The sequence below is a fragment of the Pantoea sp. BJ2 genome (assembly GCF_040255075.1).
Classification (GTDB): Bacteria; Pseudomonadota; Gammaproteobacteria; order Enterobacterales; family Enterobacteriaceae; genus Pantoea; species Pantoea leporis.
In genome coordinates this window covers 34139-51534 of record NZ_CP158294.1, presented here as the reverse complement: position 1 = coordinate 51534, position 17396 = coordinate 34139, and the positions used below count along the sequence as shown (strand labels likewise).

11 protein-coding genes and 3 pseudogenes are annotated in these 17396 nt (G+C 46.2%); 7 read left to right on the top strand and 7 right to left on the bottom strand.

What is annotated here, in order from left to right; translation table 11 throughout:
* Nucleotides 1-13: 13 nt before the first annotated feature.
* The 3 genes from iolE to AAF463_RS23610 all read left to right on the top strand — a co-directional run bounded on the left by iolE (nt 14) and on the right by AAF463_RS23610 (nt 4178).
* Entirely contained in the window at nt 14-910 is an 897-nt protein-coding gene (gene iolE, locus AAF463_RS23620) for a myo-inosose-2 dehydratase (RefSeq protein WP_350262673.1), read from the top strand.
* Nucleotides 911-1909: 999 nt separating this feature from the next.
* Nucleotides 1910-2938: a tyrosine-type recombinase/integrase gene (locus AAF463_RS23615; protein WP_350262672.1), complete on the top strand. Its 1029-nt coding sequence runs from the start codon at nt 1910-1912 to the stop codon at nt 2936-2938.
* A gap of 466 nt (nt 2939-3404) precedes the next feature.
* Entirely contained in the window at nt 3405-4178 is a 774-nt protein-coding gene (locus tag AAF463_RS23610) for a nucleotidyltransferase domain-containing protein (protein ID WP_350262671.1), read from the top strand.
* Between the two features lie 431 nt (nt 4179-4609).
* Here the strand turns inward: AAF463_RS23610 and AAF463_RS23605 are convergent, their stop codons facing one another.
* Nucleotides 4610-4885 carry a Txe/YoeB family addiction module toxin gene (locus AAF463_RS23605; protein WP_350262670.1) on the bottom strand — a complete coding sequence of 92 codons (276 nt, stop codon included), beginning with the start codon at nt 4883-4885 and terminating at the stop codon, nt 4610-4612.
* Nucleotides 4866-5111, bottom strand: a complete 246-nt coding sequence (locus AAF463_RS23600; protein WP_346530374.1) for a type II toxin-antitoxin system Phd/YefM family antitoxin — start codon at nt 5109-5111, stop codon at nt 4866-4868. Before AAF463_RS23600 ends, AAF463_RS23605 begins: the two co-directional genes overlap by 20 nt.
* Before the next feature lie 189 nt (nt 5112-5300).
* Here AAF463_RS23600 and AAF463_RS23595 point away from each other — a divergent pair.
* A pseudogene (locus AAF463_RS23595) lies at nt 5301-5570 on the top strand (SOS response-associated peptidase family protein); the annotation flags it as partial.
* Between the two features lie 18 nt (nt 5571-5588).
* Here AAF463_RS23595 and AAF463_RS23590 read toward each other — a convergent pair.
* Both AAF463_RS23590 and AAF463_RS23585 read right to left on the bottom strand, forming a co-directional pair.
* A pseudogene (locus tag AAF463_RS23590) lies at nt 5589-6469 on the bottom strand (IS3 family transposase); the annotation flags it as partial.
* A 352-nt stretch (nt 6470-6821) separates the two neighbouring features.
* Nucleotides 6822-7256: a hypothetical protein gene (locus tag AAF463_RS23585; protein ID WP_350262669.1), complete on the bottom strand. Its 435-nt coding sequence runs from the start codon at nt 7254-7256 to the stop codon at nt 6822-6824.
* Nucleotides 7257-7694: 438 nt separating this feature from the next.
* Between AAF463_RS23585 and AAF463_RS23580 the strand changes: the two genes are divergently transcribed.
* Complete coding sequence (locus AAF463_RS23580; RefSeq protein ID WP_350262668.1) at nt 7695-7883, top strand: general stress protein; 189 nt, start codon at nt 7695-7697, stop codon at nt 7881-7883.
* Between the two features lie 1193 nt (nt 7884-9076).
* On the opposite strand, the pseudogene AAF463_RS23575 reads toward AAF463_RS23580, so the two are convergent.
* Nucleotides 9077-10302 (bottom strand): annotated as a pseudogene (locus AAF463_RS23575) (IS3 family transposase).
* Nucleotides 10303-12566: 2264 nt separating this feature from the next.
* Between AAF463_RS23575 and AAF463_RS23570 the strand changes: the two are divergent.
* Nucleotides 12567-14861 carry a pentapeptide repeat-containing protein gene (locus AAF463_RS23570; RefSeq protein WP_350262667.1) on the top strand — a complete coding sequence of 765 codons (2295 nt, stop codon included), beginning with the start codon at nt 12567-12569 and terminating at the stop codon, nt 14859-14861.
* Between the two features lie 420 nt (nt 14862-15281).
* Here the strand turns inward: AAF463_RS23570 and AAF463_RS23565 are convergent, their stop codons facing one another.
* Nucleotides 15282-15470: an ATP-binding protein gene (locus AAF463_RS23565; RefSeq protein ID WP_350262666.1), complete on the bottom strand. Its 189-nt coding sequence runs from the start codon at nt 15468-15470 to the stop codon at nt 15282-15284.
* Between the two features lie 170 nt (nt 15471-15640).
* The gene (locus tag AAF463_RS23560) at nt 15641-15721 is read right to left on the bottom strand and encodes a hypothetical protein (RefSeq protein ID WP_350262781.1); all 81 of its coding nucleotides are present in this window, start codon (nt 15719-15721) and stop codon (nt 15641-15643) included.
* On the opposite strand from AAF463_RS23560, the gene AAF463_RS23555 reads away from it, so the two are divergent.
* Nucleotides 15686-15970: a hypothetical protein gene (locus tag AAF463_RS23555; RefSeq protein WP_350262665.1), complete on the top strand. Its 285-nt coding sequence runs from the start codon at nt 15686-15688 to the stop codon at nt 15968-15970. The genes AAF463_RS23560 and AAF463_RS23555 overlap by 36 nt on opposite strands.
* The last annotated feature ends 1426 nt before the right edge of the window (nt 15971-17396 follow it).

Sequence of the window (17396 nt, the reverse complement as noted above, 5' to 3'; positions counted from 1 at the left end):
GAAGGATAGAATTATGAGCTTATCAAAGCGTATTCATGTTGGTGTGAGTCCACTGTCCTGGACTAATGATGTACTTGAAGATCTTGGCGGTGATATTCCACTGGAAACCTGCCTGGAAGAAGCCGCCATCGCTGGTTATGAAGGTATCAAGCTGGGCCATAAATTCCCCAGAACAATTCACAAACTCCAACCACTTCTCTCTAACGCAAAGCTTAAACTGGCATCCGGCTGGTTTAACGGGTTTCTTGCTGAGCGTAGCTTCGAGGAAGAACTTGAAGCCGTCCACGATCATGCATTACTTTTAAAATCACTTGGTGCTAAAGTTATAGTTTATGGCGAGTGTGGAGCCATGCTAGGAGGTGCGCCTTTAGATAAGCCATTATCGCTTTCTCCAGCGCTCAAGAATATCAGTCTGGAGCATTATGCGCAGAAAGTTAATAATTTGGCTGTTTCATTACTTAAAATCTATGGTCTGCGTCTCGCTTACCACCATCATTTAATGATGGTGGTTGAAACTAAAGAGGAACTAGAAGCTTTCCTGGAAGCAACTGATGATTTAGTAGGTATCGTATTAGATTGTGGACACGCTACAGCCGCCGGGATAGATATTAACTGGGTACTAGAAAATTACGGAAATCGTGTTGCACATATTCATTTGAAGGATGTACGTGGTGATGTATTAGATAACGTTATCAATAATGACCTGAGCTTCAATGATGCAGTGAGGAAAGGGCTTTTTGCAGTCCCGGGCGATGGGATTGTTAATTATAGCAAAGTTATTGATTTTGTGAAGGATTCAAACTACGAGGGTTGGATCATTATTGAAGCAGAACAAGATTCTGAGAGCGCACCACCATTGGAAACAGTCAAAAAAGCGCGTGCATGGGTTCAGAAAGAGATTGGAATCTGAGTCTCCAATAAAAAGTAACCATCGAGTTACTATGTAGGGTCGTTTGGCGCTCATTGAGCGCCTTTTTTATTCAGTGAACTAGAACTGGCCAATCCTTCTTTTTTTTATAAATAAGTATATATTTAACCTGGCTATTTTATCTGCGATAACTAGAAGCGAAAATTTCTTGTCTAAATTATTTTCAGCATTATCAGCTTGTCATTCCCAGAATTTTATATCTAAAAGAATGACATTAATTCGACAATCTAATTCAGCATCGTATAACTCTTCCTTTAACATTTTTATTCCTAAGTGTTGTCAAGAGTAAATTTTGGGCTTAGAGATGTATTTATTTAAGTTTAAATGGTGAGAAATTTTAATCATTGAGAGTTTACACGGTGTGATGAGTCGTCACAATTTAATTCATAAGTATACTATTATTTTTAACCTAGCCTATGGAGAGGTATTCCTATTATGGATATAATTGTAAGTTGAACCTTTATGAGAATTATTATAAACCCCTTAGTTTACGGCCTGATCTAATTAATTGTTGCCTAATATGAAATGATTATGATTTCACTTTATAAGCATATGGGTTAAAGTCAAAAAACCTACTAAAGATAAGTAATATATTTATTTCCCGATATGAAAGTGCAAATTTCTAATATTACCTTGATTTTTTGAGTATTTCGCCGCTTGCTGTTCCAATATCGAGGCTAAAAAAATAACTAAACATATTTAACCTAATATAATTAGACCTACATCACTCTGGCTCTCTACTGCTGCAAGATCATTCAAGACAACGCCAATGTCATATAACAGGTTTATTTAATGAACTTCGCGGATCTCGCCCTTATCTACTGACCACAAGATCACTTCTGAACTCTGACCTTATATAATTATCTTTTTATATAAGGCTAGACAAACGGCAAAAACCCCCTGTGTCGGCCATCACCCCTGCTCTTCCCGCAGAATTAACGTAGCGCTGCCGTCTGATAAGCGGGCAAATATTGAGCATACATGAACGATATCACCGGTTTTACTGGCGTGGCCTTCAGCGGCAGCGCCGGTGACAATCTCAACGCGAAGCTGGCCGCGTTCGTCCGGCGCCGCGAGGCCTTCTCGCTTAACACGTGGCGCCAGTTGCTGAGCGTGATGCGGATCTGCTGGCGCTGGTCGCAGGACAAACGCCGTTCATTTCTGCCGATGTCGCCGGAGGATATGCAGGATTATCTGTTCCACCTGCAGGCGATTGGCCGATCAACCTCAACCATATCAGTGCACGCTGCGCTTATATCAATGTTACACCGTAACGCCGGACTGGTGCCTCCTACTATATCGCCCGACGTGATGCGCTCCAAAAAGAAAATTAACCGTACCGCCATCGTATCAGGCGAGCGCACCGGGCAGGCGGTGCCCTTTTGCCGGCCGGACCCGAATCGTCTCGATGCTGCCTGGAAGCATTCGCCCCGCCTCCAGCACCTGCGGGATCTGGCTTTCGTCCACGTGGCGTACGGCACCCTGCTGCGAATGAGCGAGCTGTCACGCCTGCGGGTGCGGGACGTTACGCGCGCGGCTGACGGCCGCGTTATTCTCGACGTGGGCTGGACCAAAACCATCCTGCAGTCAGGCGGCATCGTCAAGGCGCTGAGCGCGCGCTCATCAGAGCGGCTTATGGCGTGGATCCGCGCGGCGGGCATGGCAAACGAGCCTGATGCCGTACTTTTCTGCCCCGTTCACCGCTCAAATAAGGTGACCGGCGTCCCGACTGTGTCCCTGAGTGCGCCAAGTCTGGAAGATATCTGGCACCGGGCAAGGCGGCATGCTGGCCAGACTTCACGCCCTGAAACCAATAAGGGGCGTTACGCGAGCTGGAGCGGCCACAGCGCGCGCGTCGGTGCCGCGCAGGATATGGCCAGGAAAGGCGTATCCATCGCGCAGATCATGCAGGAAGGCACCTGGACCCTGACCCAGACGGTGATGCGGTATATCCGCATGGTCGAGGCGCATAAAGGGGCCATGGTCGCGCTGATGGAAGATGAGGATTAGTCTGGCCTGCTGCGCGCCTTTTAAAAAATTCCCCGGTATGGCTACCTCCTGCTGAAGGGGATTTTAAGTGCATATTGCTTACTAAAAATATTGTGGCCTGAGGCCGGCTCCCCACTCCTCCGGGCCCTTTCCGGACTCATGCTCCACCGTGCTTACCCCGCTACTGCTGGCGGTGTTTAGTCAGAAAAATTAAGTAATTAACTTAAGTGAGTTGTGAATGACGGCCATCCATTCACAGCACACCTGCTATTGGCATGTCAGTAATCTGGCTTATGATTTGCTCTGGCTTTTAATCAATATCTGCGGCGAGAACGGTACTTTTTCATGTCGCAGGTTCCTGATATCTGTGCGGGTCTGACCGTGGAGCATCTGAGCGGAAGAGTACCCATGCGGCTGCAAACATAGGTGTTTTGTGTGGCTGCCTGAATTAACCTGATGAAGTCATGCATGATGCGAAGGAAAATATATGGCCATCGATAAAAACGGATTTATCCCGCTGCCTGCCTTCACCGGCTTTCAGCCGGCTTTTTCGCCCCTGATAGCTGACGTAGGGCATAAACTGGAGGCCGCGATGTCAGACCTGATCCACAGCGTTTATGTATATGGCAGCCTGGCTGAAGGCAGAGCAAAGGAGTCGGTTTCTGATCTCGACCTCACGGTGATATACAGCCGTGAGCCGGATGACCTCGCGACCAGTGAACTTACGGCAATCATGTCCGGCCTTGAGCAGCATTATCCGGTCATCAGTAAGATAGATATCGACTCTGGCGTTCTGGATACCGTTATGCTGCCTGCTAATGCAGAGCGATGGGGCTATTGGCTGAAACATCACTGTATCTGCATTTATGGAGAAGATCTGCGAGATCACTTTAAACCTTTCAGGCCCTCAAAGAGTATCGCGATTGCTGTTAACGGTGATTTTTATACTGTGCTGAACGGCTATATTTCACGGATGAAGCCCTCCCTTGAGCCTTCACAACGGCATGCGCTCCAGCGGGCGGCAGCTCGCAAGGCTATCCGGTCGACAAACATTCTGAGGGATGAAAGCGATACGGACTGGCCGTCAACGCTGGAGGAGCATCGTGAAAAATTTAACGATCGGTATCCGGCCCTCGCGGAAGAAATGGATTACCTGCTCAGCATCAGCCACCGCCCGCGCGGCGACATTATGACTTTTGCCGGAAGAGTCTCAACATATTCCTACTGGCTGAATGCCGAGTTCAGCACGCGTAACCGATAATCCCAAATGAGCTGGCGGAGGCTTCAGCAGACACCTTTCTGTCAGCAGCGGAAGATATTCCGGATGAAGAGCCCCAGGCTTATGAGTCAGCAAACAACAGCGACAATGCACGATGGAATGTTTACGGCGTTCTGTCGCGCCCGCAAACCTCGCGTGAGGCTAACGGATTGTTCATATCGTCAGGATTTCGCGCCAAATGCGATCCCAGCACACTCCGTCCGGAGTCCGGCCGTTTGGCTAAAAAGGATCCGCGCGGCTGTCAGCAGGCGTGAAATTATATTCCTGTGATGAGTGCGCATTCGTTCACGCCCGCCCTGCTTGTCTCGTGACGATGGATGAGTCTCCCGCCAGAAAACCTCATATTCCAGGCTGTATCCCTGCTTACCCGCCGGACATGAAAAAGCCCGCATAGGCGGGCTGACTGATTATCACTATTTATCGCCGTAGTGATAGCGGGCTGCATAGATAATGATCTCTCCGTTCTGGATTGAGTAGACCAGCCGGTGGCTCTGATCGATGCGGCGCGAATAGAGCGCCGGATCTTTGTGATGCCGCAACCGTTCAGGTTTTCCAATGCCGGTCAGCGGATCGGCCTCTATGCTGTGAAGTAACTGTCGGACGCGTTCAAATTTCTTTTTGTCTGTATCACGCCAGTAGTTAAGATCGTCAGCGCCATTTTTCGTGAACTTAATATTCCACTTCGACAAACTCGCCGCGCTCCGCCTGTTTCATTGACTCATTAATATGCGCTGCGTTCGCCGGGTTGCTGAAAAGATACACCGTTTCTATCAGTGCCTCATACTCTTCCGCATCGATTATCACAACGTCAGGTGCGTCGCGGCGCATAACGCGGACAGGCTCGGCGTCGTCGGTGACACGCTTCATCGTATCTGCGAAATGTTTGCGGGCATCGGTAAAATTGATTGAATGCATGTTGTTAACTCCCATCAGGTGATGACCATTATGAAACATGTACTCAAATAAGTACAATTTAAATTGCCCCTATTTTATTTCAGGACGACGCCCCTGCAATGCAAAGGTTAGGAAGGGAAGCGAGAGAGTCTGATCCCCGGAATCCTTATGACGTCAGTATATCCGCTATCCTTACAGCAGGAGGTGTCTATGTGCGGACGATTTGCGCAGTACAGCAGCCGTGATGAGTATTTTGACTCACTCGGTCTGAAACCGGACGAAATCACGTTCGACCCGGAGCCTGTTGGCCGTTTCAACGTGGCGCCCGGCACAAAGGTGCTGCTCCTCAGCGAGCGTGAGGATACGCTGCACCTCGACCCCGTGTTCTGGGGTTACGGCCCGGAATGGTGGGATAAGCAGCCGCTCATTAACACACGCGGTGAAACGGCGGCGAGCGGCCGCATGTTCAAGCCGTTGTGGAATATTGACAAGATGCTGCCCGAAACGGTTTTCTACCGCACCCAGCATGACATCCTGCACGGTTTCTTTGTCATAGCCACCCGTGCCTGCAGCCCAGTCGATTATCTCCCGATCACAGCAGTCCTGTGCGAAGGTTACCCGCAACTTTTCGCCATTGTCGCAGCGGAACTCAAAGCCGTCTGAGCACCAGCGTCGGTTGCTCTCGGCTACCGCAACGCGTCCTTTATGGGCCCGCTTCCGATGGTTATCCGCAGGTTTTCGCTCAAGAAGAAGATGGTGCGTACTCATAATCCGGTACACTCGTTTTGCGTTAACTACAGGCTGCCCGTCCCGCTCAGATTCTCGTCGCAACAGTGCCCATACCCGTCGATAACCGTAGGTGGGCAGGCTGGCCACGTCCGTATTTATCCGGGACAACACCGCGTTATCGTCAAAACGGGATTGCCGCCGGTGATCCTGCCAGTCAGGCAACCGGTGAACCCTGATACTCAGCTGCGCACGCGACACACCAATACTTCGGCAGACGTCGGTTATTCGTCGTCGCCGGGCAACAAGGGCGCATGCGCAATCCATTTTTTTGCCCGACCGAACTCCACGGCCTCTTTAAGTATTTCAGCTTCCATCGTCTTTTTGCCCAGAAGACGCTGTAGTTCACGGATTTGCTTATTGCCGGAAGCAGGTTCAGATGCAGGCACAACTTCTTCGCCTGAAGCCACGGCAGTTAGCGAGCTGTCTTCGTATTGCCTGCGCCATTTGAAAATCTGGTTGGCATTGATGCCATGCAGGCGGGCGACATGAGACACGGTCATACCGGGTTCCATTGTCTGCTGAATAATGGCTATTTTTTCCTGCAGCGTACGGCGGCGACGCCGCTCAGGCCCTGATAACACTTCAACCATCTTATTATTCTGACTGGTGTTAAACATAGGTCCAAGACTACCTCTTATTTTAAGAGAGGCGAAGTGTCTGGTGATCTATGGGGCCAGTCTAGCGGGAAGGTTTTGACGCGACCAGCAGCATTAAGCATAAAGAATGCCAGACGTTTACTGTAAACACGCAGAGTGTGATGATTGACCGACAGACGACTAAGATGAAGCTGCTACAAATTGCCCGCCAGAATGGTGAGCCACTGGACAGGCATACGCTTTACACAATCCGAAGCGGAGTAGCTCAGGCTCTGCAGGCTAAAGAGCGCCACCGGCAACGCACGACTGCCCCTGAGTTCCAATGGCATAAACCAGCACCGCGCCGCTAAAAAGTTGTTATGGCAGCAGCCAGTTTATCTGAGTGGTCTGCCTGACGTTTCCATGCACTGTAAATGTCTTTAGTCCTTGCTTTACCAGCTTTTATCTGATAACCCGCATCATTGAACCTCTCAGCGATGATGCGCCCATTATCAAAACCCTGCCGGATGGTTTCTGAAGCAATGCGGATCACAGCTTCTTCATCGTACGGCAAGGGTGGAATCCCCTGCTTACCGCCAATCAGAGCATCAGCGGCGACTTCCATCCTTTCCACCAGCGACATCATCCGAGCGTCAGGATTAATATCTGGCTGGTTCAGTTTCTGTCGAATGGCATCGACAAGCCATACGGTTTTATCGCCACTGGAAGAGCTAATAGCATCGGTAAAAGACTCGCTTAGTTCAGCAGGCACACGGAAGGTCACGGAAAGGGATTTGCTCAAAGGCCACCAACTTAAGTGAATTGGTGACCATCTTAGCATTTTAAGACAGGAAGAATGTTGGTTCAGACTACCCCGTTGTTGGTTCAATCCGGGGGTATGTTGGTTCACTTTTTTGAAAATAAACCTTATAAAACAGTCATCTTTACAAATTGAACCAACTGAACCAACTGAACCAACTGAACCACATGTTTTTTCATATATATAACGCGAGCGCGAACATGCGGCTTACTTTTAGTGATCCAGATCTTTCAGTATCTATAAGACATATCAAAATATCTGGATCATTCATTCATGCCAGCTTCAAAGTAATGCGGGTTTAATGAAAATCGAACGTGATCGACGTAACAGAGTTAACGCTAAACATGCCTAATCGGACGCAGTTGAGAAAAGTTGCGGCTATGCTTTCTGTGACTTTACTTAACTCAAACCGGAGGCATTATGGCGGAACATAGAGGCGGTGCCGGCAATTTTGCAGAAAACCCTCAGCGAGCGGCTGAAGCTGGTAGAAAAGGTGGGCAGGTAAGCGGTGGCAATTTCAGAAATAATCCAGAGCGTGCTATTGAAGCAGGCAGAAAAGGCGGACAGGTAAGCAGAAGAGGAAAGTCAGGAAGCGTGTCGTCGTCTTAGTATCATCACCCTGGGTTACGATTGACATCGCATTCGGGGTGTTACGTTAGGGCGAGTATGTTCAATCTCACAAGGCACCATCTTTTACCGTGTACATAAGAGTGTACCTATAAAGAAATAACAAAAGTAAAAATCCAATTGTGTCGCGGCCTTAAACAAAACACTCAAATCAGGTTCAGTTCATCTGCACTGTGTCTCTCTCTTCAGGCCAGGCGCAAGGGTAAATATACATAGACAGACTCGCTGAGAAGCAAGTTCCTCGCCCTCCCGACAAGCGAAGGTAGCAGGAACCCGGCCTGTGCCTTATTCCTCAGGCCCCCTGCCGCAGCCCGGTTTAAACCGGACGTAGCCGTCTCTCTAGCGGCATTACATAGGTTTACGCTTATAAGGGTCATTTGGCCGGTGCGGGAACGGTCCGGCCTTAACCGGAACAGGTGGCGAAACAGTCGGCGGCGCTGAGGGCGGCCCCGGCAAGGTTCTGAGCGCATTTAAATCAATGTTTATCATCTGGGCGATATCCTTCATTTCCTGTTCCGTCAGGCATAAAGGATGAGAAGGTTCTCTCTCAAAATATCGATGTGAAACCGGACGCAAGAGGGATGAAATCAGCCAGCGCTGAAATGCCAGCCTGACTTTGTTATCTGACCAGGGATTCTTACCATCTGCCTGCAATGGCACACTGAAGCTGGTGTTCCCTTCCCCCCCCCCCCGATATTAAGGTAAGTAAGCGAGCAGGCGATAATAGCTCACGCTCATTGCGGGTAATTCCACACTCATCCGCACGGCGTCAGCCTGCGTGTTGCCCTCCTGCGCCTAAGCGCCCGTGTTGCCTTAATTTTCGCTGGTGACGTCGGCCTCCCTGGTCGGTACCAACTCAACAAAACTGGTCAAAAGCACAAATCCCGTTTCGATTGCCTGAAAGTCGTTGACATGAGCCAGGGGCTGGAACCTGCCCGAAATTTGGGCAAATTTTTCCGTGGAGCAATCAAACGCATTCAAGCAAGCCCAGATAATTAAATCCAGGTTGCGCGCATAGCGTATGGCTGTGTCATGACTGGCATACACTGCTTCGTCACCGTCCTGCGGAAAGTTAAGAAAGTCCTACGGATTAGTGATGGCACGGCTATAATCCATGCTAAAAACCATGAAATTGTCAAAGCTAAGTGGAGTTGCCCCCGCTAAATCGGACACGGTTAATTCATAACCAGCAGCGAACTTCTGTATTCCCTCAGTGACTCCATTTTCAGCCCTTTATGGGGATGCCAGTTATTATAGTCTTCCATCCATTGCGTCAGTTTTTCTAATACAGTCACCGCATCCGGCAGGTCATTCACATACACGTAGTCACGCTTGAACGTTTAAACGAACGATTCAGCCATCCCATTGCTCTCCGGACTGCGCACTGGCGTCGTACACACGATGAACCCGAGTGAGGCGGCGAACGTTCTTGTTGAGTCCGCTATGTAGCAACTGCCATTATCGGTCAGCCACTCAACGGCATGTGGCAGGTAAAGCGTATTGTCAAAGCGCTTTTCTACACTCTCTGTCAGCAGATCCTGCACCATAACGCTGTTTATTCCACCTGTTGTCGCCGACCAGCTGATGGCCTCGCGATCACAGCAGTCAGGGCTAAACACCACCCGCACGACCTCCCGATTCCAGCAGCGGATTTCGAAGCCATCTGAACACCAACGCGTATCTGGCTTAAGTGTCACGACGTTGCCGGTATGACAGCGCTCTGGCTTTTTATGGCCAGATTTTGCCAGCAACAGGTTATTCGCCCGCATGATCCGGTAAATACGTTTGGGGTTAACCCGCCAGTTTTGTTCCTTCAGCGCACGATTGAGGTGTGCAGTCACGCGACGATAGCCGTTTGTCGCCCGCTCGCTGCATATCTGGCGGATAAGCGGTAACAGTCGACCGTCATCATCTTTGCTATAGCGGGCTGACCGGTGCTGGCGCTGCTTCAGTAACCGTTCATAAAGATTCGGACGCGATACGCAGAGCACTTCTGCTATTCGGATGAGGGGGTATCGTAGGGTGGTAGCAATGGCATGCGCGATATCAACTTTTTTGCCTGGGCAATCTCAAGCGCGTCCCGAAGGATTTCGGCTTCCATCGTTTTGCGCCCCAGCATTTGTTCAAGCTGTTTGACTTTTTTCTCCAGCGTTTTGACTTCGGAGACGCTGACCACCTCGTCGCCTGCGGCGATCGCAGACTTCCCACCATCGTTCATGAGCCGTTTCCACTTAAAAAGAAGACTGGGTGTGATGCCATATTGCCGGGCAACGAGTGAGACGGTGTAGCCGGGCTGCATGGAGAGCGCAACAAAACGGGCTTTCTCTTCGGGAGTATAACGACGGCGCTTTTGCTCGCCAGTGATCACTTCGATTCTTTGCCCAGGACACTCCTTAAACATAGTTCTATGACTATGTCTTACTGGTGAAGTGTCCGGTTTAAACGGGGGCTAATACACTAAGTATGAAATAACGTTGATCGACGGGTGACACTCTGGTGTTAATGCTCTCAGACCAATTTGGTAAGATCCGGTAGTTCTGGATATAGAAGACTTTCGATCGGGGACTATAAGCTTGATCGGCTTTGTACTGCGTAAATTTTTCCAGTAAAGCGTCCAGCGATACCGGGGTGCCAGAAAATACGCCACCAATCTGTTCAATGTGAGACCGTAGTTTAATGCTGACTGCGACTATCTCGACCGTTTTGCAAAAAAACGCATTGGCGCTTAACGCGCCAAACTCTCACGCTGCCTGTGCTTTGATCTCTTCCTTCTGGCTCTGGGTACACTGGCAATGCTGAGCACGGCGGTCATTCTGCCGCATTCTCTAACAGCCATGACATAGGAATCCCCGCAGGCCTGCAGAAAACGACTCACACCATCATTACTTTTCAGAAGCGTCAATGCATCATTGCTTAACTTACGCCATTAAGATTTGTTGGTTAAAGTAACTCACCACCAGTGTCTACGACTACATTCATAACAACACTGGCATCATAGGAGCTGCAGGTCTTGTACCTCATATAGCTTCCGATGCAGCTAAACGGGTCGTAGCTCCCACCCGCTGATCCTGACAGGGATTCTAAAAAAACGTGGTATATTAAACGGTAAATTCGAAGCATTCTGCCGTACCTCGCGAAAGGGTTGCACACTGCCCTCAATGCATATGTTGGTACTTTGCGGTTAAGAAATACGTTCCATCCCTGCCCCAACACAATTCCAGAATCGGGATAAGGATGGGCTACCTGCTCAACCAGCTGCTTATTTAGAATGTTACCGCTCACCACCGGGCTCGCTTTGACCATTTCAGAAAAAAATTTTTATACCTGACAATTGAAAAAGCAGGATGCAAAAGAGAAATATCAATAACCGGGAGCATTTTTCACGCCAGCGATGGGACGAAGAGAGAACCACAATAAAAACCGCGCAGTTTATTCGCTCAGAACTAACTGGACTTTAAGAGCATTCAGAAGAATGCCTGCTAAAGAACAGACCTTATACACTTCTGCCGGCCAGTCTGCAGGTAATATACAGAAAAAGGAAATTGCATTGAACAGGAAAAACCGAAAGTTTATCCATAGGAAGTGCAGCCTCAAAGCTCAGTACCACTGTGTCACCCCGGTGAACAGCCAGAGTGTGACTATTTTCGATTCGGACCATTGCAGCGGAGTGGTCGACTTACAGTAAACAGAAGGTTTGCTTAACACATCGTGAAAGTACCAATTCAGGGAATAGTAATACAGACCGGAACTACTACATATGGCACACATTATGCTGAAAGGGATCGATGAATACGTAAGCAAATTTATAATCTATCCATTAGAAGGTAGCTTATTACTCTGATATAAGGAAAAAGTGAATGAAACGGGAGATATAATTAACTCTAAATGTTAAAAAAAATAAAAAAATTTCCAAATTCCGGCAAACAAGATGACCTGTGTACAAACGCTAATTATTATAACAATTGAAAGAGCATTATTAATTTAGCGAGATAAGAAATGTAAAGAACTCAATATCAAGATCCGTGCCAAAATTTCTGATATATGTGATTTCCTGTTAGCCAGAATTTAGCAGTGCACGAATAAATAAAGGATGCGCGCATGACTTTTATATATAATGCCAAGAGCCGCCCCTTTGCCATCGACAACACCTGTTAAATACTTCAGGACAAATAGTCATACAATTAGGTTGAATATAATAAAAAGCCCCGTACATTCCCATGCAACCTGTCAACCTTTTAAAATATAAATTTCGTTCAGTTATAACCACTCACAATTACAATCTTCCGTAACTGACAAAGTAATGTCAGTAATAAGGAGGACTTTGCAAACCCTGAAAGTGTATCAACTACTCTTTTCGTTTAATTCCTGTAAAGCCATTTCTTAACGACTGCCCCGTACCCGCCAGCTTCATAAGATAAAAAGGTTAATAATGCAGCACAAACACATGTTAAACAAATTAACCAAAAAATGACAGAAATAAGATACCTAATGCCATCTCTATTTGAGTTTTACATGCATCATATAGCATATATGCGTGCCACATCATTACGAAAATCAACACTTATTACCAAGAGAGGGTAATTTATGAAACTTACTAACATACAGGAGCCGTCGTCTCTTGTTTCATCCGGAGTGATAAAGACTCATAAAGCGCTGGCAAATATAATGTCGAGTGGTAAAGCCACTTCTGAACTAAACTTAATCAGAAAGGTGAAAAATGTTCTAATACAGCCCCCCGAAATAGTTTTAGCAAAAAAAATCCATGCTAAAACATATGAAAATATTAAGCGTGGTAACATTTCAGATAACACAAAATTTAATTTCTCTTTCGACTTCAAAAATGCCAGGGTTGAATTTAAACAGGATCCACATGGTGCAGTAAAGGTTTATGTATCTGACCGATTTGTCAATGATCATATCTTGCCAGAAATTGAAGTCAATATTGAGGATTTTAAACTTATTTCACGCGCACTGGATTTTAAAAATAAACATGAAATTTCATCAACCAAGCCATTATTAACGAAGAATAGTTTAATAAATTTACAAAAAGCATATCTTGATGAAGCAAAACTTAACGGTTGGCTACTTACTAAAACAGATATGACCAAAGCTTACCTTCATTTAGCAGATTTAAGGGAAGTGAATTTTACTGATTCTGTTCTTGATAAAGCATGTCTGCAAGATACTATTTTAGATTTAGCCAATCTTACCAGAGTGAGTATGAATCAAACAAATTTAAGCAGGGCTTATCTCAACCATGCTTGCCTAGATAGTGCTATTATGTGCTCAGCAGATTTATACAAAGCTAAATTGAAGCATGCCAGCCTCAAAAACAGCATTCTCACAGATGCGAATCTTTACAAAGCAAATCTTAAGAAAGCAGATCTTGAAACCGCAATACTTGAGAGAGCTAACCTAACAAGCGCTAATATGAAAGAGGCAAATCTTAAAGGTGTAAACCTTGAAGGTGCCGATCTCCGAAATGCCAATCTGGATGGCGCATGTCTGGAAAATGCTGAACTAAGTTATGCAAAACTGAACGGAGCAAGCTGGACAGGGGCAGTATTTTCTGGTGTGAATTTTAAAAACGCTCATCTTACGATTCCACAAAATATAATATGGTCGTTACATACACTAAATTCAATTTTAAATTATGATAACAGCGGCAAAAGTATCTTAACATCTATACAAAGTATTGATATATGCTTTGAAAAAGAAAAAATAGATCTTGTCAAACAGCTCAAAACCTCTTTAGAAGAGCAAGGATTTTTTGCAAACAGACTTTCATTTGTTGCTGAATCAATAATTTCCACTTTGACTGATCCACCATTTAATAAAGATGAAACAATAGCCAAATGGTGCGAAGATATTTTAGAGGGCATATTGATGAAGTATGACTCAAAACCTTTACTTCAAAAAATACCAAAAAAGTGGGCGTCATTATCAATTAAAATATTTGATAAGACTCCTCTGAAGATGCTTAAATTCAATGCCCTGTTTAACCAATTAACAAACTATATTATGCATAACGGTAATGATGAAGAAAAATCAGAGATAAGCATGCTGTATAAGAAGTATTTAGACCATCCCAAAATTAATCAATGGGCTAATTTTCCGGTAGATGGCGTTTGTACACCGACTGAAAATCTTGACCTGGAAAAAAATGACGATCCACTTATTTTGCTTCCAGCAGGAAAGCATGATCTACAAAATAAACCATTTCCTCTGGTTATGGTGGTAGCAAGGGAAGACTTCAACAACATGCTTCGAAGTGTAACTGATAGCTGGCTGAAATATTTTATCTACACTCAACCCAATGGTAAAGCATCTTTACCCTTAGGAAAAATTGATCCAAAGGAATTATTTCAGAGGCATTTCCCAATATTTCTACAGCCCTATCACTCTAAAGGAAATTCGCAGATACACCAACAACTCCTTAACGTACTTTTTCCTCAGCATCCTGAATTACAAAAGTTGTTCCGAGATGCAACAAAATCACGCACAGGTTCTTCAGAAATTGGTACAGAGTTGTTAACCAAAATAAACGATATTTTCAAAAAGCTATTGGATATCACTCATGATTGGGGTGGTCTTAAACATAGCCATATACTGAATCTCTTGACGGTTTATGATATAAAAGCTGAAGAAACCAAACTTGCCGCAGAAACTTTGCTTTGCTTATCTGCTATATTCACCAGGTACACTTCCGATGGTGTTTTTGGCAGTGAACTTGAATCACCTGAAATACTCAGACGCTATGCTTTCGGATTGTTACATGAGGCGACAAAACTTGACTCAAATATTGTGCAAAAAGAAATTATTACTGACTGGATGAATCGCTTATCCGGAAAGGAGCAATCACCAACGTGTTCTTATAATCTCTCTAATGATATGGACGAATATTTACAGGTTCATTGTAAACTGGTTCGTAACAAGATTACCCCTTTAGCATGGCTGTAATTTGAGGAGAACCTTAAACTTTATGATTTACGAAAATAGTATTTGTTACATATGGCGACATAGTTCGCGTTATTAATTCACTATTTTGTCCTCACGATTTTTACAGTATCATCCCAAGCCCGTTCAAAAATACTGTGGACAGTGATTGAACGGGTATCCTTGGTTTGTTTGTGAACTCAGCTCTCAAGATTATATAATATCTATATGAGCTTAAACAAATTAACCACCGGTAATACTTAGAAATCCGCATGACAATTTATGACCCAATCTGGTTGCATGCTGTAGCAATCCTAATGCTGCAATAGCCAGTTTTATCTAGGTGACTCTTTAACCACCTTTAGTTATCACCAATCCAGCATTGTATCATCCGCAGACGATACGTTTATTATTCTGTTTATTTCAGGTCTGATGATTACGGTATCATTCATTCCTGCCCTCCGCTTGTTTTCTGACGCTAACTTTCATCCTTATATTCACTTTGGTTGAGTGATGAAACAGTCTGTTCAGGATCTCCAGCGGGGCACAGATTTCCAATACCCCGCCCCAGTCCGTGAAGCTTTTTTCTGACGTCAGGATGAAGCCCGCTTTATCATAACGACTGTTATTCATCCGTATGTTGCTATCCTTCAATCAAACCGGAGATAGCTCAGCACTTGCCGTTACAATTTCAGCCGATTTTCCTGTGGGGCATTTACCTGCATGTAATCAGATTATCCAGGGGCATGATCTGTAACTGATATCCTGCATAGGTGACCTTCACCCCCAGCACTATGGGAGGTTCAATTTTCCCGCTCACGGGACCCCGTAAAGATGACCTTTCCATTGTGCTCAGCGAACATCAGACCCGCCAGCTTGCTGATAACTCTCAGGTCGATGCCCGGCTGGAAAACGAATTCAAACTTCTTCAGCGTTTAACCCCCCGGGCGCCAGTACTCGCGACCTTTATGCCGACAAGCGATCCATTGACCTCACCCACGCTGGCATCAGCGGCGTGCTCAGCTCTTCTTAAGAGCTTTATCCAAAAAGTTTTCCACCACATCCTTCAGGAGCTCCAGCTTGAGGCGCTGCAGAAGTTTATTCAACCTGTTTGCCGCAGCATAATCACATAGGCCGCCAGCGGGCGCTTTGCTATGTGGCAGGCCCACTGCCACAGCGCCGTAAGATGCCCCGGCACCGTTTGCCTGATCCGATTGGTCACAGGCCTGCTGCACCTGGCCTCCGCACGCTACAGAGGCTGCTCTGTTGTGAAAAGCTCAGATGTCGTCTGGACTTAATGGCACAGCAGTCGTTATCGGTTTCATCTGCAGGCCACTCCAGCATCAACTGGTTATTGTGAGCCCGCCTGCCGATGTACTGCCAGAGGATGAGGAAGTTTTCTTCAGCTAATCAGCCATCCACTCCAACTGAAATTTAATGCGGTACCTCCGCGGGCAGCATGCCCCGGGGAATTACACTTTAGTATTTTTTGAGCCAGGAAACCGTCATTGAAAGCCCGTTCGCTAGTGCCGCTGTGCTTCAGCACGCCGCCTTCTGGTTATCAATCCAGCTATTAAGCCCTTACAGATATAGGCCTGAACAGAACGGCGAGTATGTAGCATGGCAGGCTCTGGCCCAGCTGCAATAAAAGTTCAGCTCAACCCGACAGCAATGAAGGATCCAGCTTAACGCTCAGCCTTTCATGGATGTTCGACTCTCGTGTCGGCGGCGTGTGCCCTGCGCACCTGATGCCAGCACCAGGTCAGCACGACCTGAGTAAAATACGTACAACGTCGTAAAGGACTGGCGACAGGGCGACCTACACTGGACGTACGGATGATCTGAACCAGAGCTGGTCGATGAATTCAGTAAAGGAAGCACTGACCATCAGCCGCAGGTTAAAGCGACTCTTTTGCATCAAAATTTTACAAAGGAGTGCCGGACCATCACTGATGGTCAGGGTATTAACATTAATTTCACACGTATTCCGTGTAGTACAGCGCTGTTTTGCGACTATTAGGCACAAGAGATATCAATCTGGCTCTCAAATTTATAGGACGGAAACGGGAGCAGTAAGACTTTGAACATAGCTCGGCACTGCGGCATATCAAGCAGAGCAAGCAGAGCAAGCCGATCCAGAAGGTAACTATTTCAAACGGACACTTTCAGGAAAGATACATGCCCTAGCACCGCGACAGCGGTATTGTTAATACCAGGAAATCATTAACTACTTGCGGGAGGATGATAATGAGTGTTGACCTCAATCATCGTTTTTTAGCAGACTTCAGCTGAGATTGAAGCTGGCTGGTACAACCTGAATTATAAAGGAAAACTAACAGGCATGATTTACACAAAGGAGAATCTGTTAGTTTGTGCGGGCCACATAATCAGTGATAAGTTTGATACTTTTCCGAAATGCTGACACTACCCTATTAACTCTCAAGTGAGACCTGTATAAATAACCTCATCTTTGACATTTTATACTGACAAATCCTCATTTCATTGCTTATTTGTTGCAAAAATATCTTAATGATAAAAATCGTAAATTTTGAAAGCGTC

Coding starts and splice junctions, on each gene's coding strand:
- iolE (WP_350262673.1), top strand. CDS start 14: ATGAGCTTATCAAAGCGTATTCATGTTGGTGTGAGTCCACTGTCCTGG.
- AAF463_RS23615 (WP_350262672.1), top strand. CDS start 1,910: ATGAACGATATCACCGGTTTTACTGGCGTGGCCTTCAGCGGCAGCGCC.
- AAF463_RS23610 (WP_350262671.1), top strand. CDS start 3,405: ATGGCCATCGATAAAAACGGATTTATCCCGCTGCCTGCCTTCACCGGC.
- AAF463_RS23600 (WP_346530374.1), bottom strand. CDS start 5,111: ATGCATTCAATCAATTTTACCGATGCCCGCAAACATTTCGCAGATACG.
- AAF463_RS23580 (WP_350262668.1), top strand. CDS start 7,695: ATGGCGGAACATAGAGGCGGTGCCGGCAATTTTGCAGAAAACCCTCAG.
- AAF463_RS23570 (WP_350262667.1), top strand. CDS start 12,567: ATGTCGAGTGGTAAAGCCACTTCTGAACTAAACTTAATCAGAAAGGTG.
- AAF463_RS23565 (WP_350262666.1), bottom strand. CDS start 15,470: ATGAATAACAGTCGTTATGATAAAGCGGGCTTCATCCTGACGTCAGAA.